16 protein-coding genes are annotated in these 16,627 nt (G+C 68.5%); 8 read left to right on the top strand and 8 right to left on the bottom strand.

What is annotated here, in order from left to right; translation table 11 throughout:
• Positions 1-11 precede the first annotated feature (11 nt).
• From GFK26_RS24845 to GFK26_RS24825, 5 genes are all read right to left on the bottom strand, one after another.
• On the bottom strand, positions 12-998 hold the full coding sequence (locus GFK26_RS24845; protein ID WP_153284316.1) for a tripartite tricarboxylate transporter substrate binding protein: 987 nt from the start codon (positions 996-998) through the stop codon (positions 12-14).
• 106 nt (positions 999-1,104) lie between these two features.
• On the bottom strand, positions 1,105-2,181 hold the full coding sequence (locus GFK26_RS24840; RefSeq protein WP_153284315.1) for a phospholipase: 1,077 nt from the start codon (positions 2,179-2,181) through the stop codon (positions 1,105-1,107).
• A 40-nt stretch (positions 2,182-2,221) separates the two neighbouring features.
• Entirely contained in the window at positions 2,222-4,597 is a 2,376-nt protein-coding gene (locus tag GFK26_RS24835; RefSeq protein ID WP_153284314.1) for a Tex family protein, read from the bottom strand.
• A gap of 79 nt (positions 4,598-4,676) precedes the next feature.
• A complete protein-coding gene (locus tag GFK26_RS24830; protein WP_153284313.1) occupies positions 4,677-5,642 on the bottom strand; it encodes a sensor histidine kinase in 966 nt (321 codons plus the stop codon).
• Positions 5,643-5,682: 40 nt separating this feature from the next.
• On the bottom strand, positions 5,683-6,477 hold the full coding sequence (locus GFK26_RS24825) for a LuxR C-terminal-related transcriptional regulator (protein ID WP_153284312.1): 795 nt from the start codon (positions 6,475-6,477) through the stop codon (positions 5,683-5,685).
• Positions 6,478-6,856: 379 nt separating this feature from the next.
• On the opposite strand from GFK26_RS24825, the gene GFK26_RS24820 reads away from it, so the two are divergent.
• The 8 genes from GFK26_RS24820 to GFK26_RS24785 all read left to right on the top strand — a co-directional run bounded on the left by GFK26_RS24820 (position 6,857) and on the right by GFK26_RS24785 (position 12,428).
• The gene (locus GFK26_RS24820; protein WP_153284311.1) at positions 6,857-7,549 is read left to right on the top strand and encodes a hypothetical protein; all 693 of its coding nucleotides are present in this window, start codon (positions 6,857-6,859) and stop codon (positions 7,547-7,549) included.
• 77 nt (positions 7,550-7,626) lie between these two features.
• A complete protein-coding gene (locus GFK26_RS34355) occupies positions 7,627-8,529 on the top strand; it encodes a hypothetical protein (protein ID WP_228122103.1) in 903 nt (300 codons plus the stop codon).
• Between the two features lie 23 nt (positions 8,530-8,552).
• The gene (locus GFK26_RS24810) at positions 8,553-8,891 is read left to right on the top strand and encodes a hypothetical protein (RefSeq protein ID WP_153284310.1); all 339 of its coding nucleotides are present in this window, start codon (positions 8,553-8,555) and stop codon (positions 8,889-8,891) included.
• A gap of 91 nt (positions 8,892-8,982) precedes the next feature.
• On the top strand, positions 8,983-9,492 hold the full coding sequence (locus GFK26_RS24805) for a hypothetical protein (protein WP_153284309.1): 510 nt from the start codon (positions 8,983-8,985) through the stop codon (positions 9,490-9,492).
• 56 nt (positions 9,493-9,548) lie between these two features.
• Positions 9,549-9,911: a GIY-YIG nuclease family protein gene (locus GFK26_RS24800; protein WP_153284308.1), complete on the top strand. Its 363-nt coding sequence runs from the start codon at positions 9,549-9,551 to the stop codon at positions 9,909-9,911.
• Positions 9,908-10,348: a MarR family winged helix-turn-helix transcriptional regulator gene (locus GFK26_RS24795; protein WP_153284307.1), complete on the top strand. Its 441-nt coding sequence runs from the start codon at positions 9,908-9,910 to the stop codon at positions 10,346-10,348. Before GFK26_RS24800 ends, GFK26_RS24795 begins: the two co-directional genes overlap by 4 nt.
• Positions 10,349-10,416: 68 nt before the next feature.
• The gene (locus GFK26_RS24790) at positions 10,417-10,989 is read left to right on the top strand and encodes a DUF2239 family protein (protein WP_153284306.1); all 573 of its coding nucleotides are present in this window, start codon (positions 10,417-10,419) and stop codon (positions 10,987-10,989) included.
• On the top strand, positions 10,986-12,428 hold the full coding sequence (locus tag GFK26_RS24785; protein WP_153284305.1) for an MATE family efflux transporter: 1,443 nt from the start codon (positions 10,986-10,988) through the stop codon (positions 12,426-12,428). Before GFK26_RS24790 ends, GFK26_RS24785 begins: the two co-directional genes overlap by 4 nt.
• 18 nt (positions 12,429-12,446) lie before the next feature.
• Here GFK26_RS24785 and GFK26_RS24780 read toward each other — a convergent pair whose 3' ends face one another.
• The 3 genes from GFK26_RS24780 to GFK26_RS24770 form a co-directional block, all read right to left on the bottom strand.
• A complete protein-coding gene (locus GFK26_RS24780) occupies positions 12,447-12,923 on the bottom strand; it encodes a VOC family protein (RefSeq protein ID WP_153284304.1) in 477 nt (158 codons plus the stop codon).
• Between the two features lie 136 nt (positions 12,924-13,059).
• Entirely contained in the window at positions 13,060-15,474 is a 2,415-nt protein-coding gene (locus tag GFK26_RS24775; RefSeq protein WP_153284303.1) for a TonB-dependent siderophore receptor, read from the bottom strand.
• Positions 15,475-15,579: 105 nt separating this feature from the next.
• On the bottom strand, positions 15,580-16,596 hold the full coding sequence (locus GFK26_RS24770) for a FecR family protein (RefSeq protein ID WP_153284302.1): 1,017 nt from the start codon (positions 16,594-16,596) through the stop codon (positions 15,580-15,582).
• Between the last annotated feature and the right edge of the window lie 31 nt (positions 16,597-16,627).

Here is a 16,627-nt window from a genome sequence, read left to right as displayed (position 1 = left end):
GCGAGGGGCGATCACTCCAGCTTGACGCCCGCGGTGCGGATCACCTTGCCCCACTTGGTGGTCTCGGCCGCGATGAAGGCGTCGAACTCCTCGGGCGTGCTGCCCGCGGGGAAGGTGCCCATGGCATCGAGCTTGGCGCGCGTCTCGTCGCTCTTGATGATGCGCGCGACCTCTTCGGACATGCGCTTGACGATCTCGCGCGGCGTGCCTGCCGGCGCCAGCATGCCGGCCCAGGTGCTGCCGGTGAAGCCCGCAAAACCTTGCTCGATGAAGGTGGGCACGTCGGGCACGGCCGGCAGGCGCTTGTCGCCGGCCACGCCGATCAGCCGCACCTTGCCGGCCTTGCCCTGGTTGATAAGGCCCGTGGGCGCGTCGAAGAACAGCTGGATCTGCCCGCCCATCAGGTCGGTCAGCGCAGGCACCGCGCCGCGGTACGGGATGTGGATCATGTAGGTCTGCGTGAGCGACTTCCACAGCTCGCTCGTGAGGTGCGCCGCCGAGCCGTTGCCCGACGAGCCAAAGCTGATCTTGCCGGGATGCGCGCGCGCGTAGTCGATGAGCTCGCGCGCGGTCTTGAACGGCGCATCGTTGTTCACCGCCGCGAGCAGCGGCGACACGCCCATGAGCGACACGCCCACGAGGTCCTTGCGCGGGTCGTAGGGCAGCTTGGGGTACAGCGTGGTGTTGGCCGTGTAGGCCGCGATGACGACGCCGAAGGTGCTGCCGTCGGGCGCGGCCTTGGCCACGGCATCGACGCCGATCAGGCTGTTGGCACCGGGCTTGTTGTCGATCACCACGGGCTGGCCGAGCCGCGTCTGCAGGCCGGCCTGCACCAGCCGCGCCATCTGGTCGGTGAAGCCGCCCGGCGTGTAGGGCACGACGATGCGGATCGGCTTGTTCGGCCACGCACTCTGCGCGAAAGACGGTGCGGCGAGGCTGGCAGCGGCGGCGGCCGTGGCAAGGGAAAAACGGCGGCGGGAGAGCGTGGCGTGCGGCATGGTCGGGAACCCTTCGGATGGCATCTTCTGAGAATGAATCGGGCCATTCTCGAAGCGCCCTCGCGCACTGGCTCTCAGGGTTTGTCCCCGAAGGGACAAGGTGCGCTCAGAGCGGCAGGATGTCGCGCGAACGCCCGTCGTCGCCGAGCCAGGCCTCGAACTCGTCCGACAGCCGCGTCGCCTCACGCGTGGCTTGGCCCCACGCAGAGATGCGCGCCTGGGCGTCGTTCGCGAAGCGGATGAAGTCCTTGCGGTCGGGCAGCTTGCCGTGCGGCAGCGTCTTCACCCAGTCGGGATTCGGCGCGAGCACCACCATGCGGTCGAGAAAGCGCGTCGACTTGTGGCGCCAGCGCAGCCCCTTGTCGAGCCAGCCCGGCACCACGGCCTGCTGGAAATGCGGGTACAGCACGATGCCTTCGTCGACAGGCTGGTAGTCGAGGTGCAGGTGGTAGTCGGTGATGCCGCCGTCCCAGTAGGCGCCGCGCGGCGCGCCCGGAATGTCGTGCACCGCGGCCAGCAAAAACGGAATGGAGCACGAGGCCTGCAGCACCCGGTTGAAGTTGGCCTCGCTCAGCGCATGCTGTCGCGTACGGAAGTCGGTCGTGCCGAAAGGCAAGGCCGCGCCGGGCGTGGAGAACACGCAGCGCTCCAGCCACGCGCCCAGGCTCTTGCGATGCAGGCTGTTGCTCGCAAAGGCGCCCAGGTAGCCGACCGGCGTGCGCGCCCTGCCCTCGCGCCCGAGGATGTGGCGCCCGCGCGAGGTCACCACATGCAACCGGTAGCGCGAATGGCCCAGCACCTCGCCGATGCGTCCGCCATAGAAGGTGTCGAGGCTTTCTGCGAAGCGCTCGCTGAGCTGGTGCGGGCTGAGCCGCTTCTGGCCCGGTGGCACTTCGAACTGCTGGCGTACGTAGTCGTGCTCGAAGCGCCCAAAGGCGGCCTCCGGGTCCGACAGGCACGCCGTCGCCAGCCGCCACGCGCCGATCGACGCGCCCACCAGGTCCACCGGCTGGCTCGACTGCGTGAGCCAGCGCCCGAAGATGAAGCGATCGAGCGGCCCGAGGATCAACCCCTTGGGCCCGCCCGCCGCGCCGGGAATGGTGCGCACGTCCTGCGGTCGCAGGCCGTGCTGCTCGATGTGCTGGCGGGCCGCGGGGCCGGCGTAGATGCGCAGGGCTTTCATGCCGGTGGTGTTTGCAAGAAACGTGCGGTCCGCGGGGTGCTTACTTGCGCAACCCCTGCAACTTCGCAAACGCACTCGCCATCTGCCCCTCCGGCTGCGGCGCGTTGTCGCGCCGGCCTTGCTGCTGCTGGCCGCGCCCTGCCCCTTCGAAGCGGTTGTCGCGCGGGCCGTCGCGGCGCGCGGGGGCGGCGTCGAGCTTCATCGACAGGCCGATGCGCTTGCGGGCCACGTCGACTTCCATCACCTTGACCTTGACGATGTCGCCGGTCTTGACGACTTCGCGGGCGTCGTTGACGAACTTGTGGCTCAGCTGGCTCACGTGGACCAGGCCGTCCTGGTGCACGCCCAGGTCGATGAAGGCGCCGAACTGGGCGACGTTGCTCACGGTGCCCTCGAGGATCATGCCTTCGACGAGGTCCTTGATGTCGTCCACGCCGTCGTTGAAACGCGCCACCTTGAAGTCGGGGCGCGGGTCGCGGCCGGGCTTCTCGAGTTCGCCCAGGATGTCCTTGACCGTGATGACGCCGAACTTCTCGTTGGCGAACAGCTCGGGCTTGAGCGTCTTGAGCATGTCGGCGCGGCCCATCAGCTCGGCGATCGGCTTGCCGGTCTTGACGATGATCTGCTCGACCACCGGGTACGTTTCGGGGTGCACGCCGGTGATGTCCAGCGGGTCGGCACCGTCGCGGATGCGCAGGAAACCGGCGCTCTGCTCGAAGGCCTTGGGGCCGAAGCCGGTCACGTCGAGCAGCTGCTTGCGGGTGGAGAACGCACCGTTGGCTTCGCGCCAGCGCACCACGGCCTTGGCGACGCTGCCCGACAGGCCGGACACGCGGCTGAGCAGCGGCACGCTGGCGGTGTTGAGGTCTACACCCACCGAGTTCACGCAGTCTTCGACCACGGCCTGCAGGGTGCGCGCGAGTTCGCTCTGGTTCACGTCGTGCTGGTACTGGCCCACGCCGATGCTCTTGGGGTCGATCTTCACGAGCTCGGCCAGCGGGTCTTGCAGGCGGCGCGCAATGGAGGCGGCGCCGCGCAGGCTCACGTCGACGTCGGGCATTTCCTGCGAGGCGAATTCGCTGGCGGAGTACACCGAGGCACCGGCTTCGCTGACGACGACCTTGTCGACCGTCATTTCGGGCGCACCGGCCTGCGCGGCCATCTTGGCCAGCAGCTTGATGAGGTCGCCGGCGAGCTTGTCGGTCTCGCGGCTGGCGGTGCCGTTGCCGATGGCGATGAGGTTCACGCCGTGCTTGGCGCACAGCTTGCCCAGCGTGTGCAGCGAGCCTTCCCAGTCCTTGCGCGGTTCGTGCGGGAACACGGTGGCGGTTTCAACCAGCTTGCCGGTCGAATCGACCACGGCCACCTTCACGCCGGTGCGGATGCCGGGGTCCAGGCCCATCACGACGCGCGGGCCGGCGGGTGCGGCCAGCAGCAGGTCGCGCAGGTTGTCGGCGAACACCTTGATGGCGACTTTTTCGGCGTCTTCGCGCAGGCGGGTGAACAGGTCGCGCTCGGTCGACAGCGCCAGCTTCACGCGCCAGGTCCAGGCCACGCACTTGCGCAGCAGGTCGTCGGCCGGGCGGCCGGCATGGCTCCAGCCCAGGTGCAGCGCGATCTTGCCTTCGGCGATGCTGGGCTTGCCCGGCTCGGGTTCGACGGGCAGCACGAGCTTGGCGTCGAGCACCTCGAGCGCACGGCCGCGGAACACGGCCAGGGCGCGGTGCGAGGGCACGCGGCCGATGGGCTCGTCGTAGTCGAAGTAGTCGCGGAACTTGGCGACGTCGGCGTTGTTTTCATCCTTGCCGGCCATGAGGCTGGACTTGAGCAGGCCCTCGGCCCAGAGCCATTCGCGCAGGCGCTGCACCAGGACGGCGTCTTCGGCCCAGCGCTCGGAAAGAATGTCGCGCACGCCGTCGAGCACGAGCGGCACGGTGGAGAAATCGGGGCCCGGCTTGCCGTCGTCCAGCGTGGTGGCGGGCTGCAGGAAGGCCTTGGCTTCGACGGTCGGGTCGAGCGAGGGGTCGGCCAGCAGCTTGTCGGCCAGCGGCTCGATGCCGAATTCGCGGGCGATCTGGCCCTTGGTGCGGCGCTTCTGCTTGAACGGCAGGTACAGGTCTTCGAGTTCCTGCTTGGTGGGCGCGAATTCGATCGCGGCGCGCAGCTCGGGGGTCAGCTTGCCCTGCTCGTCGATGGCCTTGAGCACCGCCACGCGACGGTCTTCAAGTTCGCGCAGGTAAGACAGGCGGGCTTCCAGTTCGCGCAGCTGGATGTCGTCGAGGCCGCCCGTGACTTCCTTGCGATAGCGGGCAATGAACGGAACCGTGGCGCCTTCGTCGAGCAGTTCGACGGCGGCCTTCACCTGGTGCTCGCCGACCTTGATTTCAACGGCGAGCTGGCGAATGATTTTCTGCATGTCTTGAGCGCGTCCCTGGCAAAGCGCGGAAGTTTGCCATAGGCGAAGATGCGTCCCGCCGGGTACCCCCGCGGCATGGTTACAACGTGCGCTCGGCCTGCGCCGCAACCGCCGCCTGTGGCAGCACGTCACCGGGCATCACGAGCCGGACGCGCAGCCCGTGCGGCACCGCGTCCATGACGGCCAGCTCGCCGTGCAGCGCGTCGGCGCGCTCGCGCATGCTGCGCAACCCCTTGCCCCCGGCCTGGCCGGCCGCCGCACCCAGGCCGCGGCCGTCGTCGAGCACTTCGAGCACCAGCCCGTGCGAGCGCTCGCGCGGGCCAAAGCGCACTTCGACGCGGGTGGCCTGCGAATGGCGCAGCACGTTCGACAAGGCCTCCTGCGCGATGCGGCACAGCTGCATCGCGGCTTCGGACGACAGCGGCGGCGACAGCGCCACGTCCTGCACGTTCCACACGAGCGTGATGCCGAGCCGGTCGAACGCCGGTTGCAGGCGGTAACGCAAATGACCCAGACGCTCGCCGATGCTGGTGTCGGCCTGGTCGTCGAGGGAATCGACCGTCATCTGCAGCTCCAGCAGGCAGGCCTGCAGGGCCATCGACAGCTCGCGGGCGTCGGCGGAGCGCGGGTCGTAGCTGGCCATGAGCGCCACCAGCCGCGAGCCGACGCCGTCATGCAGGTCGCTGGCGATGCGGCGGCGCTCCGCGAGCACGGCCTGCGCCTGGCGGTTGCGCAAGAGGCGGCGCCGCGTGAGGTACCACGTGCCGACGATCATGCAAAGTACGGCGGCGTTGACGCCCTGCAGGGCCCAGAAGGCGATCGGCGCCTCGGTACCCAGCGTGGTGATCGCGGAGGTCGCGCGAATCGCCTGCCCCGCCACCGGTGTCAGGTGCAGCGCGAATGCCAGCCACACCCACAGCATCCTTCGCTGGCGCGAGGCGTGCGGCCAGAGCCAGATCAGGAGCACACACCAGGCAGCGATCGAAAGCCACACGAACTGGTCCTCCAGGAAGTACGGCGGGAGCTGGGGCGCGGGCGCGAGCATCGGTGGCTCCGCTGCGAACGCGGCGCGCCCGAAGCGCGCCCTAGAGCAGCCCCCGGTGCGAGGCGAAGCTCACGGCCTGCGCGCGGGTGTGGGCGTGCAGCTTGCGGTAGATGTTCTTGACGTGCGCGTTCACCGTCTGGGCGCTGATGGTGAGTTGCAGCGCGATCTCTTCGGTCACGTACCCCGTGGCTACAAGTCGCAACACTTCGCGCTCCCGTGCGGACAGGGTCGCCTTGCTGTCCGGCGGGCGCACCGGGCTCGGATTGGCGCGCTGGTGGTCCAGGTGCACGAGCAGCCGGCGCGCCAGCCGGGGGGTGATGGCGGCACCGCCGTTCACCACCTGCAGCACGGCCTGGGCGTAGCTCTGGAACCAGGCGTTCTTCACCAGGTAACCCGAGGCGCCGAGCTCGAAGGCGTGCAGTACCTGAGGCTCGTCTTCCAGCGCGGAAATGACGATGATCTCGGCGGCGCTGCGGTGCTTCTTGGCTTCTTCGATGAGCTCGAATCCGCTGCCGTCCCCGAGGCGGATGTCGACCATGAGCACATCGAATTCATGCTGCATCAGGAGGCGCCGGCCCTCGCGCAGGGAGCCGGCCTGGCCTTCGAGCTGGATGCGCAGGTCGCCCAGCAGTTCCTGGGCGATGACGCGGCGGACAAAGGGGTCGTCGTCGACGAGCAGGACACGAACGGGCTTGGTTTCCTGGCCCATGAGGTAGTCCGGCCACGGCAGGGTATCTGCCGAGGGCGCGAGGAGCCCTCCGAACTGGCCAGGATTGGAGAATTTCCTAGCGCCACCACCGACATCGGTCAATGAAATGTCGAGATCGTTTTCCATTTACGCCCCCTTGTCACAGATAAAAGTTGCGACTTCGTGAACAAAAGTTAATCGATTTCTACTCTTTTTCCGTCTATCGGTTTTTTTGATTACCTTGGTTTCTTTCGGTTGCAATATTGCCAGATTGTGAACCAAAGTGATAGTCCCCGCGAGGGGAACAGGGCCTGGAACCGGCTCTTTGCCCCCGCCGAAAACGCCTTCGGGCATTGCTTTCGCCATAGCCTTCCTCTACCCAGCCTGAGGCATTTTTCGTTCGCTTCCCCCCGCTGAAACTGCCTTCCGGTCGCAACGGAATCCCTTCACTCCGTGCTCGCTGACCGTCGCTGATGGCCGGATTCGCCGGCCATCGGGTTCGTTTCAACACTATCGAGGAAGCATCATGAAGAAGACTCTTATCGCCATGGCAGTGGTTCTCGTGGCTGGCATCGGGACCGCAACCGGCAGCAGCGTGGCGCTCGCCGTCACCAACACCACGACCGGTTCCTCCAGCTCGGCGGGCTCGGTCGCCGCCAGCTCCGGAACGGGCAGCGCACTCAGTTACAACGCAGCCAGCTCCACCTCGTCGGCCACGGCCAACGCGGCGGGCGGCGCAGCGGGCAATTCGTTCCTGCGCTTCGGTGGCGCCACGGCCAGCGGCGCGGCCACCACGCAAGGCCGCGTGACCAGCGTGGCTGCAACGACCGGCAACGGCGTGGCCGCAGGCGGTGCGAACGCACAGGCCAATGCGACCTCGAGCGCCAATGCCAACTACGCCGGCGGCGGTGCGAACCCCGTGAGCGGTGCTGCGGGCGGCGCAGCCGGCTCGACCACCAACAACACCGCAGCCACCGCTGCAGGCCCCGGCGGCGGTCTCGCCGTGGTGACGCGCACCTCGGGCACGACGGCTGGCTTCAGCGCCAATTCGGGTGCGGTCAACGGCATCGTCAACGGCACGACGACCTCGGCCACCTCGGGTTCGACCGGCGGCTCCTCGGGCGTCATCAACTTCGCCGTGGGCAACGCAGCGGGCTTCAGCAACGGCGGCGGCACCGCGGGTGGCGCGATCTCCGGCGCAACGGCCAACGCGCCCTGAGCGATCCGGACCATCGGTTGTGGACCACCCATGGGGAGGGGCACGCCCCTCCCCTGTTTCCCAAAGGAGTCGAAAAAATGAAAACATTGATCGCCCTGACCTTGCTGGGCTTGTCGGCGGGCGCCTTGGCACAAACAACGGCGGGTGGTGCCAACAACCAGTCGTCGAGTTCGGCCACCACATCGGCGCAAGGCAACACCCAGGCGGTGAACTTCAACAGTTCGGCCCCCTCGGACGTCACCACGCGCTCGACGCTGGACAGCACACAGAACATCAACAACACCGGCGCGACGACCAGCGTCGTCGACTACCGCGGCAGCTACACCGTCAAGAACGTGCCCTCCGTGAGCGGCCCGAACCTGACGACCAGCAATGACACCTGCATGGGCAGCTCGAGCGCCAGTGCCAACGGCCCAGGGGTCGGGCTGAGCTTCGGCACCACCTGGACGGACGAACACTGCAAGCGCCTGAAGATGAGCCGCGAGCTCTGGAACAAGGGCATGAAGGCCGCGTCGCTGGCCATGGACTGCATGGACCCGCAGGCGCAGGCGGCCCTGGAGATGACCGGCTCGAAGTGCCCGCAGTCGATGACTGCCGAAGAGCGCGTGAGCGCCTTCGGACCGCAGGCATCGGGCAGCGGCGCACCGGTGGCGGCACGTCCGGCGGCGCCGGTGACACCGGTGGCCGCAGCGCCCGTCGCACCTGCAGCGCCTGTCGCCTTGGCCCCGGCGCCCGCGCCGGTCGTGGCGGTGCAACAGCCCGCCGCACCGGCCACGCTGGTCGAGGCGATGCCCATGGCAACCCCGGCGCCGCAACCCGCGCCGGCCGTGGAAGCCGCGCAACCGGCACCGGTGATGGTGAGCGCCGTGGCACCGGTCGCGCTGGCCCCGCAGCCGGACATCCTGGAAGCGCGCATCACGCGCCGCCTGCCGGCTGGCCCGGCCGACGAGGTGGCAGCCGCACCGGCCGACGCGCAATGAGGCCGGATCCGGAGTCCATCACCATGAACACCAGGACCGTTCCTCTCTGGCTGGCCGCCTGTTGCGTGGCGACGGCGTCGGTCGCCGCCACGCCGATCATCCGCATCGAGCGGATGCCACTGGGCAGCGGCCTGCAGAACGCCAGCGGCACGGAGAACGCCGAGCCGGTGGGCGACTACGGCGTCTGGCACGTGCCGCAGTACATGCCGGGGTTTCCGACCTCGGCCACGATCTGGCCGCGCGTCGTGATCATCCAGTGCAGCGTCGCGCGCTGCAGCGGCTACGAAGTGACGCCTGAACTGGGCCGAGGCGAGTACCTGTTCTTCCGGCCTGCGGAAGACAGCAGCGTCGGCCGCAAGTAGACCGACACGCAGACGCCGCCTTTTCGAACGAGGCGCCGCCGGGTCCGCAAGGTTCCGGCGGCGCGCCGCCATGTGCGGATACCCTTCGCGCATGCACAACCCCCTCGTGCGCGCCTTGCGCGCCCTGTTTCGCGCCGTTGCCACCACGATCCTCGTGCCGGTGCTGCTGTTCGAGGAATGGGGCTGGGCACCGCTCGCGGCGCTGGTCGCGCGGCTTGCGCGCCTGCCCTTCTGGGCGCGCCTCGAAAACCTGCTGCGCGCGCTGCCGCCGTGGGGCGCGTTGCTCGCGTTCCTCGTGCCGGTGCTGCTGCTCTTTCCGGTGAAGCTGATGGCGCTGTTTCTGTTCGGGCGCGGCCACGCGCTCAGCGGCATGGCCGTGCTGCTGCTGGCCAAGCTCGCGGGCACGGCGGTGGTCGCGCGGATCTTCCAGCTGGTCGAAGGCTCGCTGATGCAGCTGGCCTGGTTCGCCCGCTGGTACCCGCGCTGGAAGGCATGGAAAGACCTGGTGCTGACGCGGGTGCGCGAAAGCCGCCCCTGGCGCATCGTGCGCGCGGTGCACCGGCGCGTCCTTCGGGGATGGCACCGGCTGCGGGTCGGGTGAATCCATTTTTACCCGGGTGTATTGTGTTTTATATTTTGCCCGGGTAATATTTGGAGATGAATCCATCTCCCCTCACGCGACGTACCCTCATCAAGCAATACAAGGACAGCGTGCGCCCCGCGGGCGTGTTCGTCGTCCGCAACCTGACGGACGGCCGCGTCTACGTGGCCGGCAGCCTCGACGTAGAAGGTGCCATGAACCGAGCCCGCTTCGAACTGAACCTGCGCTCGCACCGCAACAAGGCATTGCAGCGCGACTGGGTGGCGCAGGGCGCGACGCACTTCAGCTTCGAGGTGATCGACCGGGTGAAGGAGCGCGACGACCCCGCCTTCGACCGCGCGGCCGAACTCGAAAAGCTGCTTGAACTCTGGCGCGAGGAACTCCCCTGCACCGGTGACAAGGGCTACAACACACCATGAGCACCGACGCACTGGGCTTTTGCCTCGACCTCGGCCGCGCCCACGCCAGCCTGAGCCTGAAGCTCAACGAAGACCTGGGCGCCTTCCATGGCCTGGACTACGAAGACTTCACCCTGCTCCACCTGTTGCTGCGTGCCGGCAACGGCCGCGTGCCGATGGCCGAGCTTGCGCACACGCTGGGGTTGCCAATGTCGGCGTTGATCCGCAAGATGGTGCTGCTCGAAAAGACCGGCCTGGCCGAGCGCATGACGGGAACGGAGGGCGACAACCGGCGCCACGCGGTGATTCGCGGCGGCGGCAAGCAATTGATGCAGGCTGCCCTCCCGACCGTCGAGGCGATCTGCGCCGACGCCGTGAAATCGCTGGACCCGCAACGCCTGCCAGACCTCCATGCCGCGCTGCGGACGCTGTGCGATCACGACACGCCGCACGCCTGAACCGTCCTGCGGGTAGATTACGAACCTCGTTTCGTTCCGCCCGGATCGACAACCCGAAAAGAATCCGCATGTCACCCGACGAACTACCGACCACATTCACTGCGTTTGCCGGCTTCCAGCGTGTCGCTGCCGGCACCAAGGCCCAGGTGCTCACGCAACTGCGCGAGCGCGGCGACGCCGCCGCCTGCCTCGTGTTCAACGACCAGACCGGCGAGCAGCTCGATGTCGATCTGCGCGACCCGAAGGCCATCGAAACCTCCGCGCTCGAAGCCGAAAAACACGAAGACGCACCCCGCGGCGTCGGCCGTCCGCGGCTGGGCGTGGTGGCGCGCGAAGTCACGCTGCTGCCGCGCCACTGGGACTGGCTCGGACGCCAGCCGGGCGGCGCCTCGGTGGCGCTGCGCAAGCTGGTCGACGACGCACGCCACGTGCACGCCGACCGCGACACCGTGCGCGCCGCGCGCGAAGCCACCTACCGCTTCATGACCGCCATCGCCGGCAACCTGCCCCACTTCGAGGAAGCCACGCGCGCGCTGTTCGCGGGCGAGCACCAGCGCTTCAGCGATCTTGTCGAACCCTGGCCCACCGACCTGCGCGTGCACCTGCACAAGCTGTCGGCCGGTGGCTGGGGCGCCGCATGAGCGCGGCGCCCGACAGCAGCAGCACCGCCACCGCCACCAGCCCCGGCAACCCGAGCGGCCTGCGGGGCGTGCCCGTGGCGCCCGCGGGTGCGGCGCGTCCGCTGTGGAAGGTGTTCCTGTTCTTCCTGGCGCCGATGTTGCTCAGCAACATCCTGCAGTCGCTCTCCGGCACCATCAACAACGTCTACGTCGGGCAGATGCTCGGCGTGAGCGCGCTGGCGGCGGTCTCGAGCTTCTTCCCGGTGATGTTCTTCTTCATCGCCTTCATCATCGGCCTGGGGGCCGGTGCCTCGGTGCTCATCGGCCAGGCCTGGGGCGCGCGCGACGCGGCCAAGGCCAAGGCGGTGGCGGGCACCACGCTCACGGTGGGCCTGCTGCTGGGCCTGGCGATCGCGGTGTTCGGCGGCGTCTTCACCACGCCGATGCTGGCCATGCTGGGCACACCGCCCGACGTGCTGGCCGACTCCACGCGCTACGCCCGCATCATGCTGATCGCAATGCCCGGCGTGTTCCTGTTCCTGCTGGCCACGGCCATGCTGCGCGGCGTGGGCGACACCATCACGCCGCTGCTGACGCTGCTGATTTCCACGGCCATCGGCCTCGTCGTCACGCCCGCGCTCATCCGCGGTTGGGGCGGGCTGCCGCAGCTCGGCGTGGCGGCCGGCGCATGGGCCTCGGTGCTGTCGTTCGCGGTCGCGACCACGTGGCTGGGCTTCCGGCTGCGCCAGAAAAAGAGCCCGCTCGCGCCCGATGCGGAGTTCTTCCGGTGCCTGCGCATCCAGCCGCAGCTGCTGAAGGCCGTGCTGAAAATCGGCGTGCCCACGGGCGTGCAGATGATCGTGGTGGCGCTGGCCGAAGTGGTGCTGCTGTCGATGGTCAACAGCTACGGCTCCAACGCCACGGCCGCGTACGGCGCGGTGAACCAGGTGGTGGCGTACGTGCAGTTCCCGGCCATCTCGATCGCGATCACCACGTCGATCCTCGGCGCGCAGGCCATCGGCGCGGGCCGCGCCAACCGGCTCGGCGCCATCGTGCAGACCGCGCTCGGCATGAACCTCGTCCTCACGGGCGGGCTGGTGCTGCTGGGCTACCTGTTCTCGCGCCCGCTGATGGGCTTCTTCATCACCAGCGCACCGGTGATCGAGATTGCGCAGAACCTGCTGCACATCATGCTGTGGAGCATGGTGCTGTTCGGCATGGCCTCGGCGGTGTCGGGGATCATGCGTGCCAGCGGCTCGGTGCTGGTGCCGACGCTCATCACCATTGCATGCATCCTGGGCGTCGAAGTGCCGGTGGCCTGGCTCATGAGCCGCACCTTCGGCCTGGGCCTGGACGGCATCTGGATCGCCTACCCGGTCACCTTCGGCGCGATGCTGCTGCTGCAGACCGCGTACTACCGGCTGGTGTGGCGCAAGAAGTCGATCGGCCGGCTGGTCTGATGCGCGCCTCGGCGGGGGTCACTCCCCGTCGAAGGCTTTCTTCACCGTGGCGATGTCGAGCTTGATCATCTTCATCATGGCCGCCATCGCACGGGCGGCCTTGGCCGCATCCTTGTCCTGGAACATGCGGATCAGCGGCATCGGCGTGACCTGCCACGACACGCCGAAGCGGTCGGTGAGCCAGCCGCACTGCACGGGCTGGCCGCCGCCCTCGAGCAGCTTGTCCCAGTAGTAGTCGACCTCCTCCTGCGTTTCGCACGTCACGATGAGCGAAATGGCCGGCGTGATCTTGTATTCGGGCCCGCCGTTGAGCACCATGAACGACTGGCCGTCGAGCTCGAAGGTCGCGGTGAGCAGCTGGCCCTTCTTGGCGGGATTCACGTCGCCCCAGAGCAGTGTGTCGGTGAGGCGCGACTTCGGAAAGATGGCGGTGTAGAACTTGACCGCGTCCTCGCCGTTGCCGTCGAACCAGAGGCAGGGAATGATCTTCTGCATGGAATCTCCTTGGGTTGGATGATGAACTGAAGGGTTCAGTATCAAAGCCCGAACCGGGCGTTGTCAACCCGTGCGGCCGCTGTCACCGAGAAGTTCGCACGCACGGCGGCGGCCCGAAGCCCGTCGCCGCACGCGTTCACCAACGGTAGGTTGCCGTGGCCGTCGCCGTGCGCGGATAGCCGTAGTAGCAGTTGCGGAAGCCGCAGTTGGCGAAGTAGGTCTTGTTGGTGAGGTTGCGCAGATTCAGCGCCAGGCTCCAGCGGTCGATGTCGTAGCCGAGCATGGCGTCGAACACCGTCGATGCGGGCACCTTGCTCGGCCACGCGGCTTCGCCGTCGCCGTAGTTCGATCCCGTGTAGCGGGCGCCCAGTCCCACCTTCACACCGTTGACAAAACGGTAGTCCGCCCACACCGACAGCCGGTGGCGCGGCACGGCCGTGGCCTGCTTGCCGATCTCCCTCGTGTTGGCGCTGGCCGTGACGATGGCGCGCGGCGTGTAGCTGTACGAGGCCGTGAGGTTCAGGCGCGAGACGATCTCGGCCGTGGCCTCGAGCTCCAGGCCGCGCACCGAGATCTCGCCCGTCTGCTTGGGCATGAACTCGGCGTCGTAGCTGATGTAGTTCTTGCGCCGCAGATCGAAGATGGCGGCGCTGTACATCGCCTTGCTGCCCGTGGGCTGGTAGCGCACGCCGGCCTCGTATTGCTTGCCGCTTTCGGGCTTGAACGGGTCGCCCGACACCGGGTCGATGGTGGCCGTGGGCGCGAACGACTCCGAGTAGCTCAGGTACGGCGCCCAGCCGCTCGGGTGCAGGTAGACCAGGCCCGCGCGGCTGGTGAACTTGTGGTCGCGGATGCGTTGGCGCGCGCCGTCGAGGCGGCTGTCCACCGTGCTGTCGGCGGTGTCGTAGCGCCCGCCCAAAGTCAGCGTCCAGCGGTCGCCCCACTTGATCTGGTCCTGCAGGTAGACGCCGGTCTGCGCAAGCCGGGTGATGCCGTCGAAGTACGGCGCGGGCAACTCGATCGGGCCGCCGTAGCGCGGCGCGTAGATGTTCAGCGGCGAGGCGCTGCCGCCGCTGAAGGTGACCTGGTCGATGCGCGTGCGCTGGTAGTCCAGCCCGACCAGCACCTTGTGCTGCGTCTCGCCCAGGCGGAAGTCGGCCTGCAGCTGGTTGTCGAGTGCCAGCGCGCCGATGTTCTCGCGGCTGCCGAACACGCTGCGCGACATCTGCTGGAAGTTGAGCGGGTCGTTCGGCACCTCGGGGTTCAGCGCCATGAAGCCGGTCAGTTGGGTGCCCGTGTAGTCGAGCTTCTGGTGCGCGTAGCGCGCGTTCTGCCGCACCGTGAAGGTGTCGTTGATGCGGTGCTCGAACTGGTAGCCGACCATCTCCTGGTCTTGATTGAAGCGGTCGAAGCCGGGCTCGCCGACGAACAGTTTCGAGGGAATGCGGGTGCCGATGGCGGTCGCGTCGAGCGAACCGACCTGCGGCCGTGCGCGCGTGTAGACGCCGGCGCGCGTGCGCGAGAACTGCGACAGCAGCGTGAGCGTGGTGTCGCTCGACGGCTTCCACGTGAGTGCGGGCGCGATGTACATGCGGTCGTCGGCCTCCTTGCCCGCCGGCAGTTGCGCGTCGCGCACGAGGCCGGTGATGCGGTACAGCAGCTTGCCGTCGGCATCCAGCGCGCCCGAGAAATCGCCCGCCACTTGCTTGCGGGCGTGGTCACCCACCTGCAGCTGCAGCTCGCGAATCGGCTCGGCCGTGGGGCGCTTGCTGACCACGTTCACCACCCCGCCGGGGCCGCTCATGCCGTACAGCACCGACGACGGGCCGCGCAGCAGCTCGATGCGCTCGGCGCCGTAGTTCTCGGTGCGCCACACGCCCCAGGTGCTGTTGTTGCGCAGCGGCAGGCCGTCCAGATAGAAGCCCGGCGAATAGGCGTCGAAGCCGCGCAGCGAGATCCAGTCGTAGCGCGAATCGGCGCCGTAGGTGGTGGTCGACACGCCCGGCGTGTAGCCCAGCGCGTCCTTGAGGTTGGCGGCGCCCATGGCCTCGATGCGGTCGGCCGTGATCACCGAGATCGACTGCGGCGTCTCGATGATCGGCGTGTCGGTCTTGGTGCCGGTGGCGCTGCGCCTGGCGACGTAGCCCTGCACGCGGCCGGTGGCGCTTTCTTCGCCGTCGGCCACGACCGTCACGGCCGGCAGCGTGGAGGTGCCGCCCGATGCCGGCGCGGCCTTGATGACCGCCGCGTTGCCTTCCATCGTGGCCGCCAGGCCGCTGCCGGCCAGCAGCCGGTCGAGCGCCTGCCGGGCCGTGAGGCTGCCCGAGATGGCCGGTGCGGACTTGCCCGCGACCAGGTTCTGCTGCACGACCAGCTGGATGCGGGTCTGCCGCGCCCAGTCGTTCAGCGCCTCGGCCAGCGGCTGCGCGGCGATGCTGATCGGCTGGGGCGCGCCCTGCGCCCGGGCCATCAGGGGCGCGTTCGCCAGGGCCAGTGCAACGGCCAGGGCCAGCGGCGCGGGTGTCATCTTTGTTATCAAGCGCTTCGTCATCGAACGTCTTCCAGGTAGTGAATGCAAATGGTTCCTATCTGGGCTGACGCACGAGCCGGCGGAATCCCCGTAGTGCCGGCGAAAAAATCTTTGGGTTCTTTTGTTTTAGAGGGCCGGCACGAGCTCGGCGACCGCGCCGTTTTCCTTCAGCCGCACCGGCAGGGCGCTGGCCAAAGCGAGCCGCAGCGTGCGCGCGTCGCGCGGATCGAAGGTGCCACTCAGGCGCAGCGCCGCCACGGCCGGGTCGTTCACCACCAGGCCGGTGCTGCCGTAGCGCTCCAGTTCGGCCAGCGCCCGGGCCAGCGGCGTGTCGACAAAGCTCAGGCGGTGCTCGCGCCAGGGTGCGATGCCGTCGCGCGGCACGGCCGAGACTGCGGAAAACACGCCCTGCGCATCGCTCTCCACTTGGCGGCCGGTGGTCAGGAAGACTTCGCTCGTCGCCTCCGGCGCGCGGCGCAGCACGCGCACCTTGCCCTCTTCCACCGACACCCGCGTGCCGTCGGCGCCCGGCATGCCGGGGGTGTGGCGCACGGCAAAGCGCGTGCCGACCACCCGCACGCGCAGCGGACCGGCCAGCACATCGAACGGTCGTTTCGCATCGGACTGCACCGCGAACACCGCCTGCCCGTCGATCAGCGTCACCTCGCGGCGGTCGCGGAACAGGCGCACTTCGAGGCGGGTGGCGGTGTCCAGCCGCAGCCGGGAGCCGTCGGGCAGCGGTGCTTCGAGCTGCTGCCCGCGCCGGGTGGCAAAGGCCTGTTCGAACACGGGCTGGGCCTGCACCTCGCGCCAGCCGAGGTAGCCGGCGCCGACCGCCATGCCGGAGGCGGCCAGCACGAAGGCCGGTTTCAGGAAGCCGCGGCGCGTGGGCGCAACCGATGTGCGGCCTTCGAAGCCGCTGCGCCAGCCCGCGACCGTCTCGGGCGCGATCGCGTCGAAGGCGCGCCAGCGCGACTCCCATTCGCGAAAGGCCGCGCCATGGCGCGCATCGGCACCGAGCCAGGCCTGGAACGCGCGCTCGTCGGACGCGCCCCAGTGCGCACGCTGGCGGCGGACGAACCAGTCCAGCACGTCCTGTCGCAGGCGCTGGGCTTCTTCGGACGGAGGCGACGTGAGGGTCATGGCGTGGGCATCGTTCTTATGGGGGTAGACG

It is taken from the genome of Variovorax paradoxus, assembly GCF_009498455.1.
GTDB classification, from domain to species: Bacteria; Pseudomonadota; Gammaproteobacteria; order Burkholderiales; family Burkholderiaceae_C; genus Variovorax; species Variovorax paradoxus_H.
The sequence above is the reverse complement of the archived record's forward strand: the minus strand, read 5'-3'. Positions and strand labels throughout refer to the sequence as shown.

What these genes read in the sequence shown, in the direction of transcription:
- GFK26_RS24775 (WP_153284303.1), bottom strand. Translation starts at nt 15,474, where the DNA reads ATGACGAAGCGCTTGATAACAAAGATGACACCCGCGCCGCTGGCCCTG.
- GFK26_RS24770 (WP_153284302.1), bottom strand. Translation starts at nt 16,596, where the DNA reads ATGACCCTCACGTCGCCTCCGTCCGAAGAAGCCCAGCGCCTGCGACAG.
- GFK26_RS24780 (WP_153284304.1), bottom strand. Translation starts at nt 12,923, where the DNA reads ATGCAGAAGATCATTCCCTGCCTCTGGTTCGACGGCAACGGCGAGGAC.
- GFK26_RS24825 (WP_153284312.1), bottom strand. Translation starts at nt 6,477, where the DNA reads ATGGAAAACGATCTCGACATTTCATTGACCGATGTCGGTGGTGGCGCT.
- GFK26_RS24795 (WP_153284307.1), top strand. Translation starts at nt 9,908, where the DNA reads ATGAGCACCGACGCACTGGGCTTTTGCCTCGACCTCGGCCGCGCCCAC.
- GFK26_RS24810 (WP_153284310.1), top strand. Translation starts at nt 8,553, where the DNA reads ATGAACACCAGGACCGTTCCTCTCTGGCTGGCCGCCTGTTGCGTGGCG.
- GFK26_RS24800 (WP_153284308.1), top strand. Translation starts at nt 9,549, where the DNA reads ATGAATCCATCTCCCCTCACGCGACGTACCCTCATCAAGCAATACAAG.
- GFK26_RS24805 (WP_153284309.1), top strand. Translation starts at nt 8,983, where the DNA reads ATGCACAACCCCCTCGTGCGCGCCTTGCGCGCCCTGTTTCGCGCCGTT.
- GFK26_RS24790 (WP_153284306.1), top strand. Translation starts at nt 10,417, where the DNA reads ATGTCACCCGACGAACTACCGACCACATTCACTGCGTTTGCCGGCTTC.
- GFK26_RS24845 (WP_153284316.1), bottom strand. Translation starts at nt 998, where the DNA reads ATGCCGCACGCCACGCTCTCCCGCCGCCGTTTTTCCCTTGCCACGGCC.
- GFK26_RS24840 (WP_153284315.1), bottom strand. Translation starts at nt 2,181, where the DNA reads ATGAAAGCCCTGCGCATCTACGCCGGCCCCGCGGCCCGCCAGCACATC.
- GFK26_RS24820 (WP_153284311.1), top strand. Translation starts at nt 6,857, where the DNA reads ATGAAGAAGACTCTTATCGCCATGGCAGTGGTTCTCGTGGCTGGCATC.
- GFK26_RS24785 (WP_153284305.1), top strand. Translation starts at nt 10,986, where the DNA reads ATGAGCGCGGCGCCCGACAGCAGCAGCACCGCCACCGCCACCAGCCCC.
- GFK26_RS24830 (WP_153284313.1), bottom strand. Translation starts at nt 5,642, where the DNA reads ATGCTCGCGCCCGCGCCCCAGCTCCCGCCGTACTTCCTGGAGGACCAG.
- GFK26_RS34355 (WP_228122103.1), top strand. Translation starts at nt 7,627, where the DNA reads ATGAAAACATTGATCGCCCTGACCTTGCTGGGCTTGTCGGCGGGCGCC.
- GFK26_RS24835 (WP_153284314.1), bottom strand. Translation starts at nt 4,597, where the DNA reads ATGCAGAAAATCATTCGCCAGCTCGCCGTTGAAATCAAGGTCGGCGAG.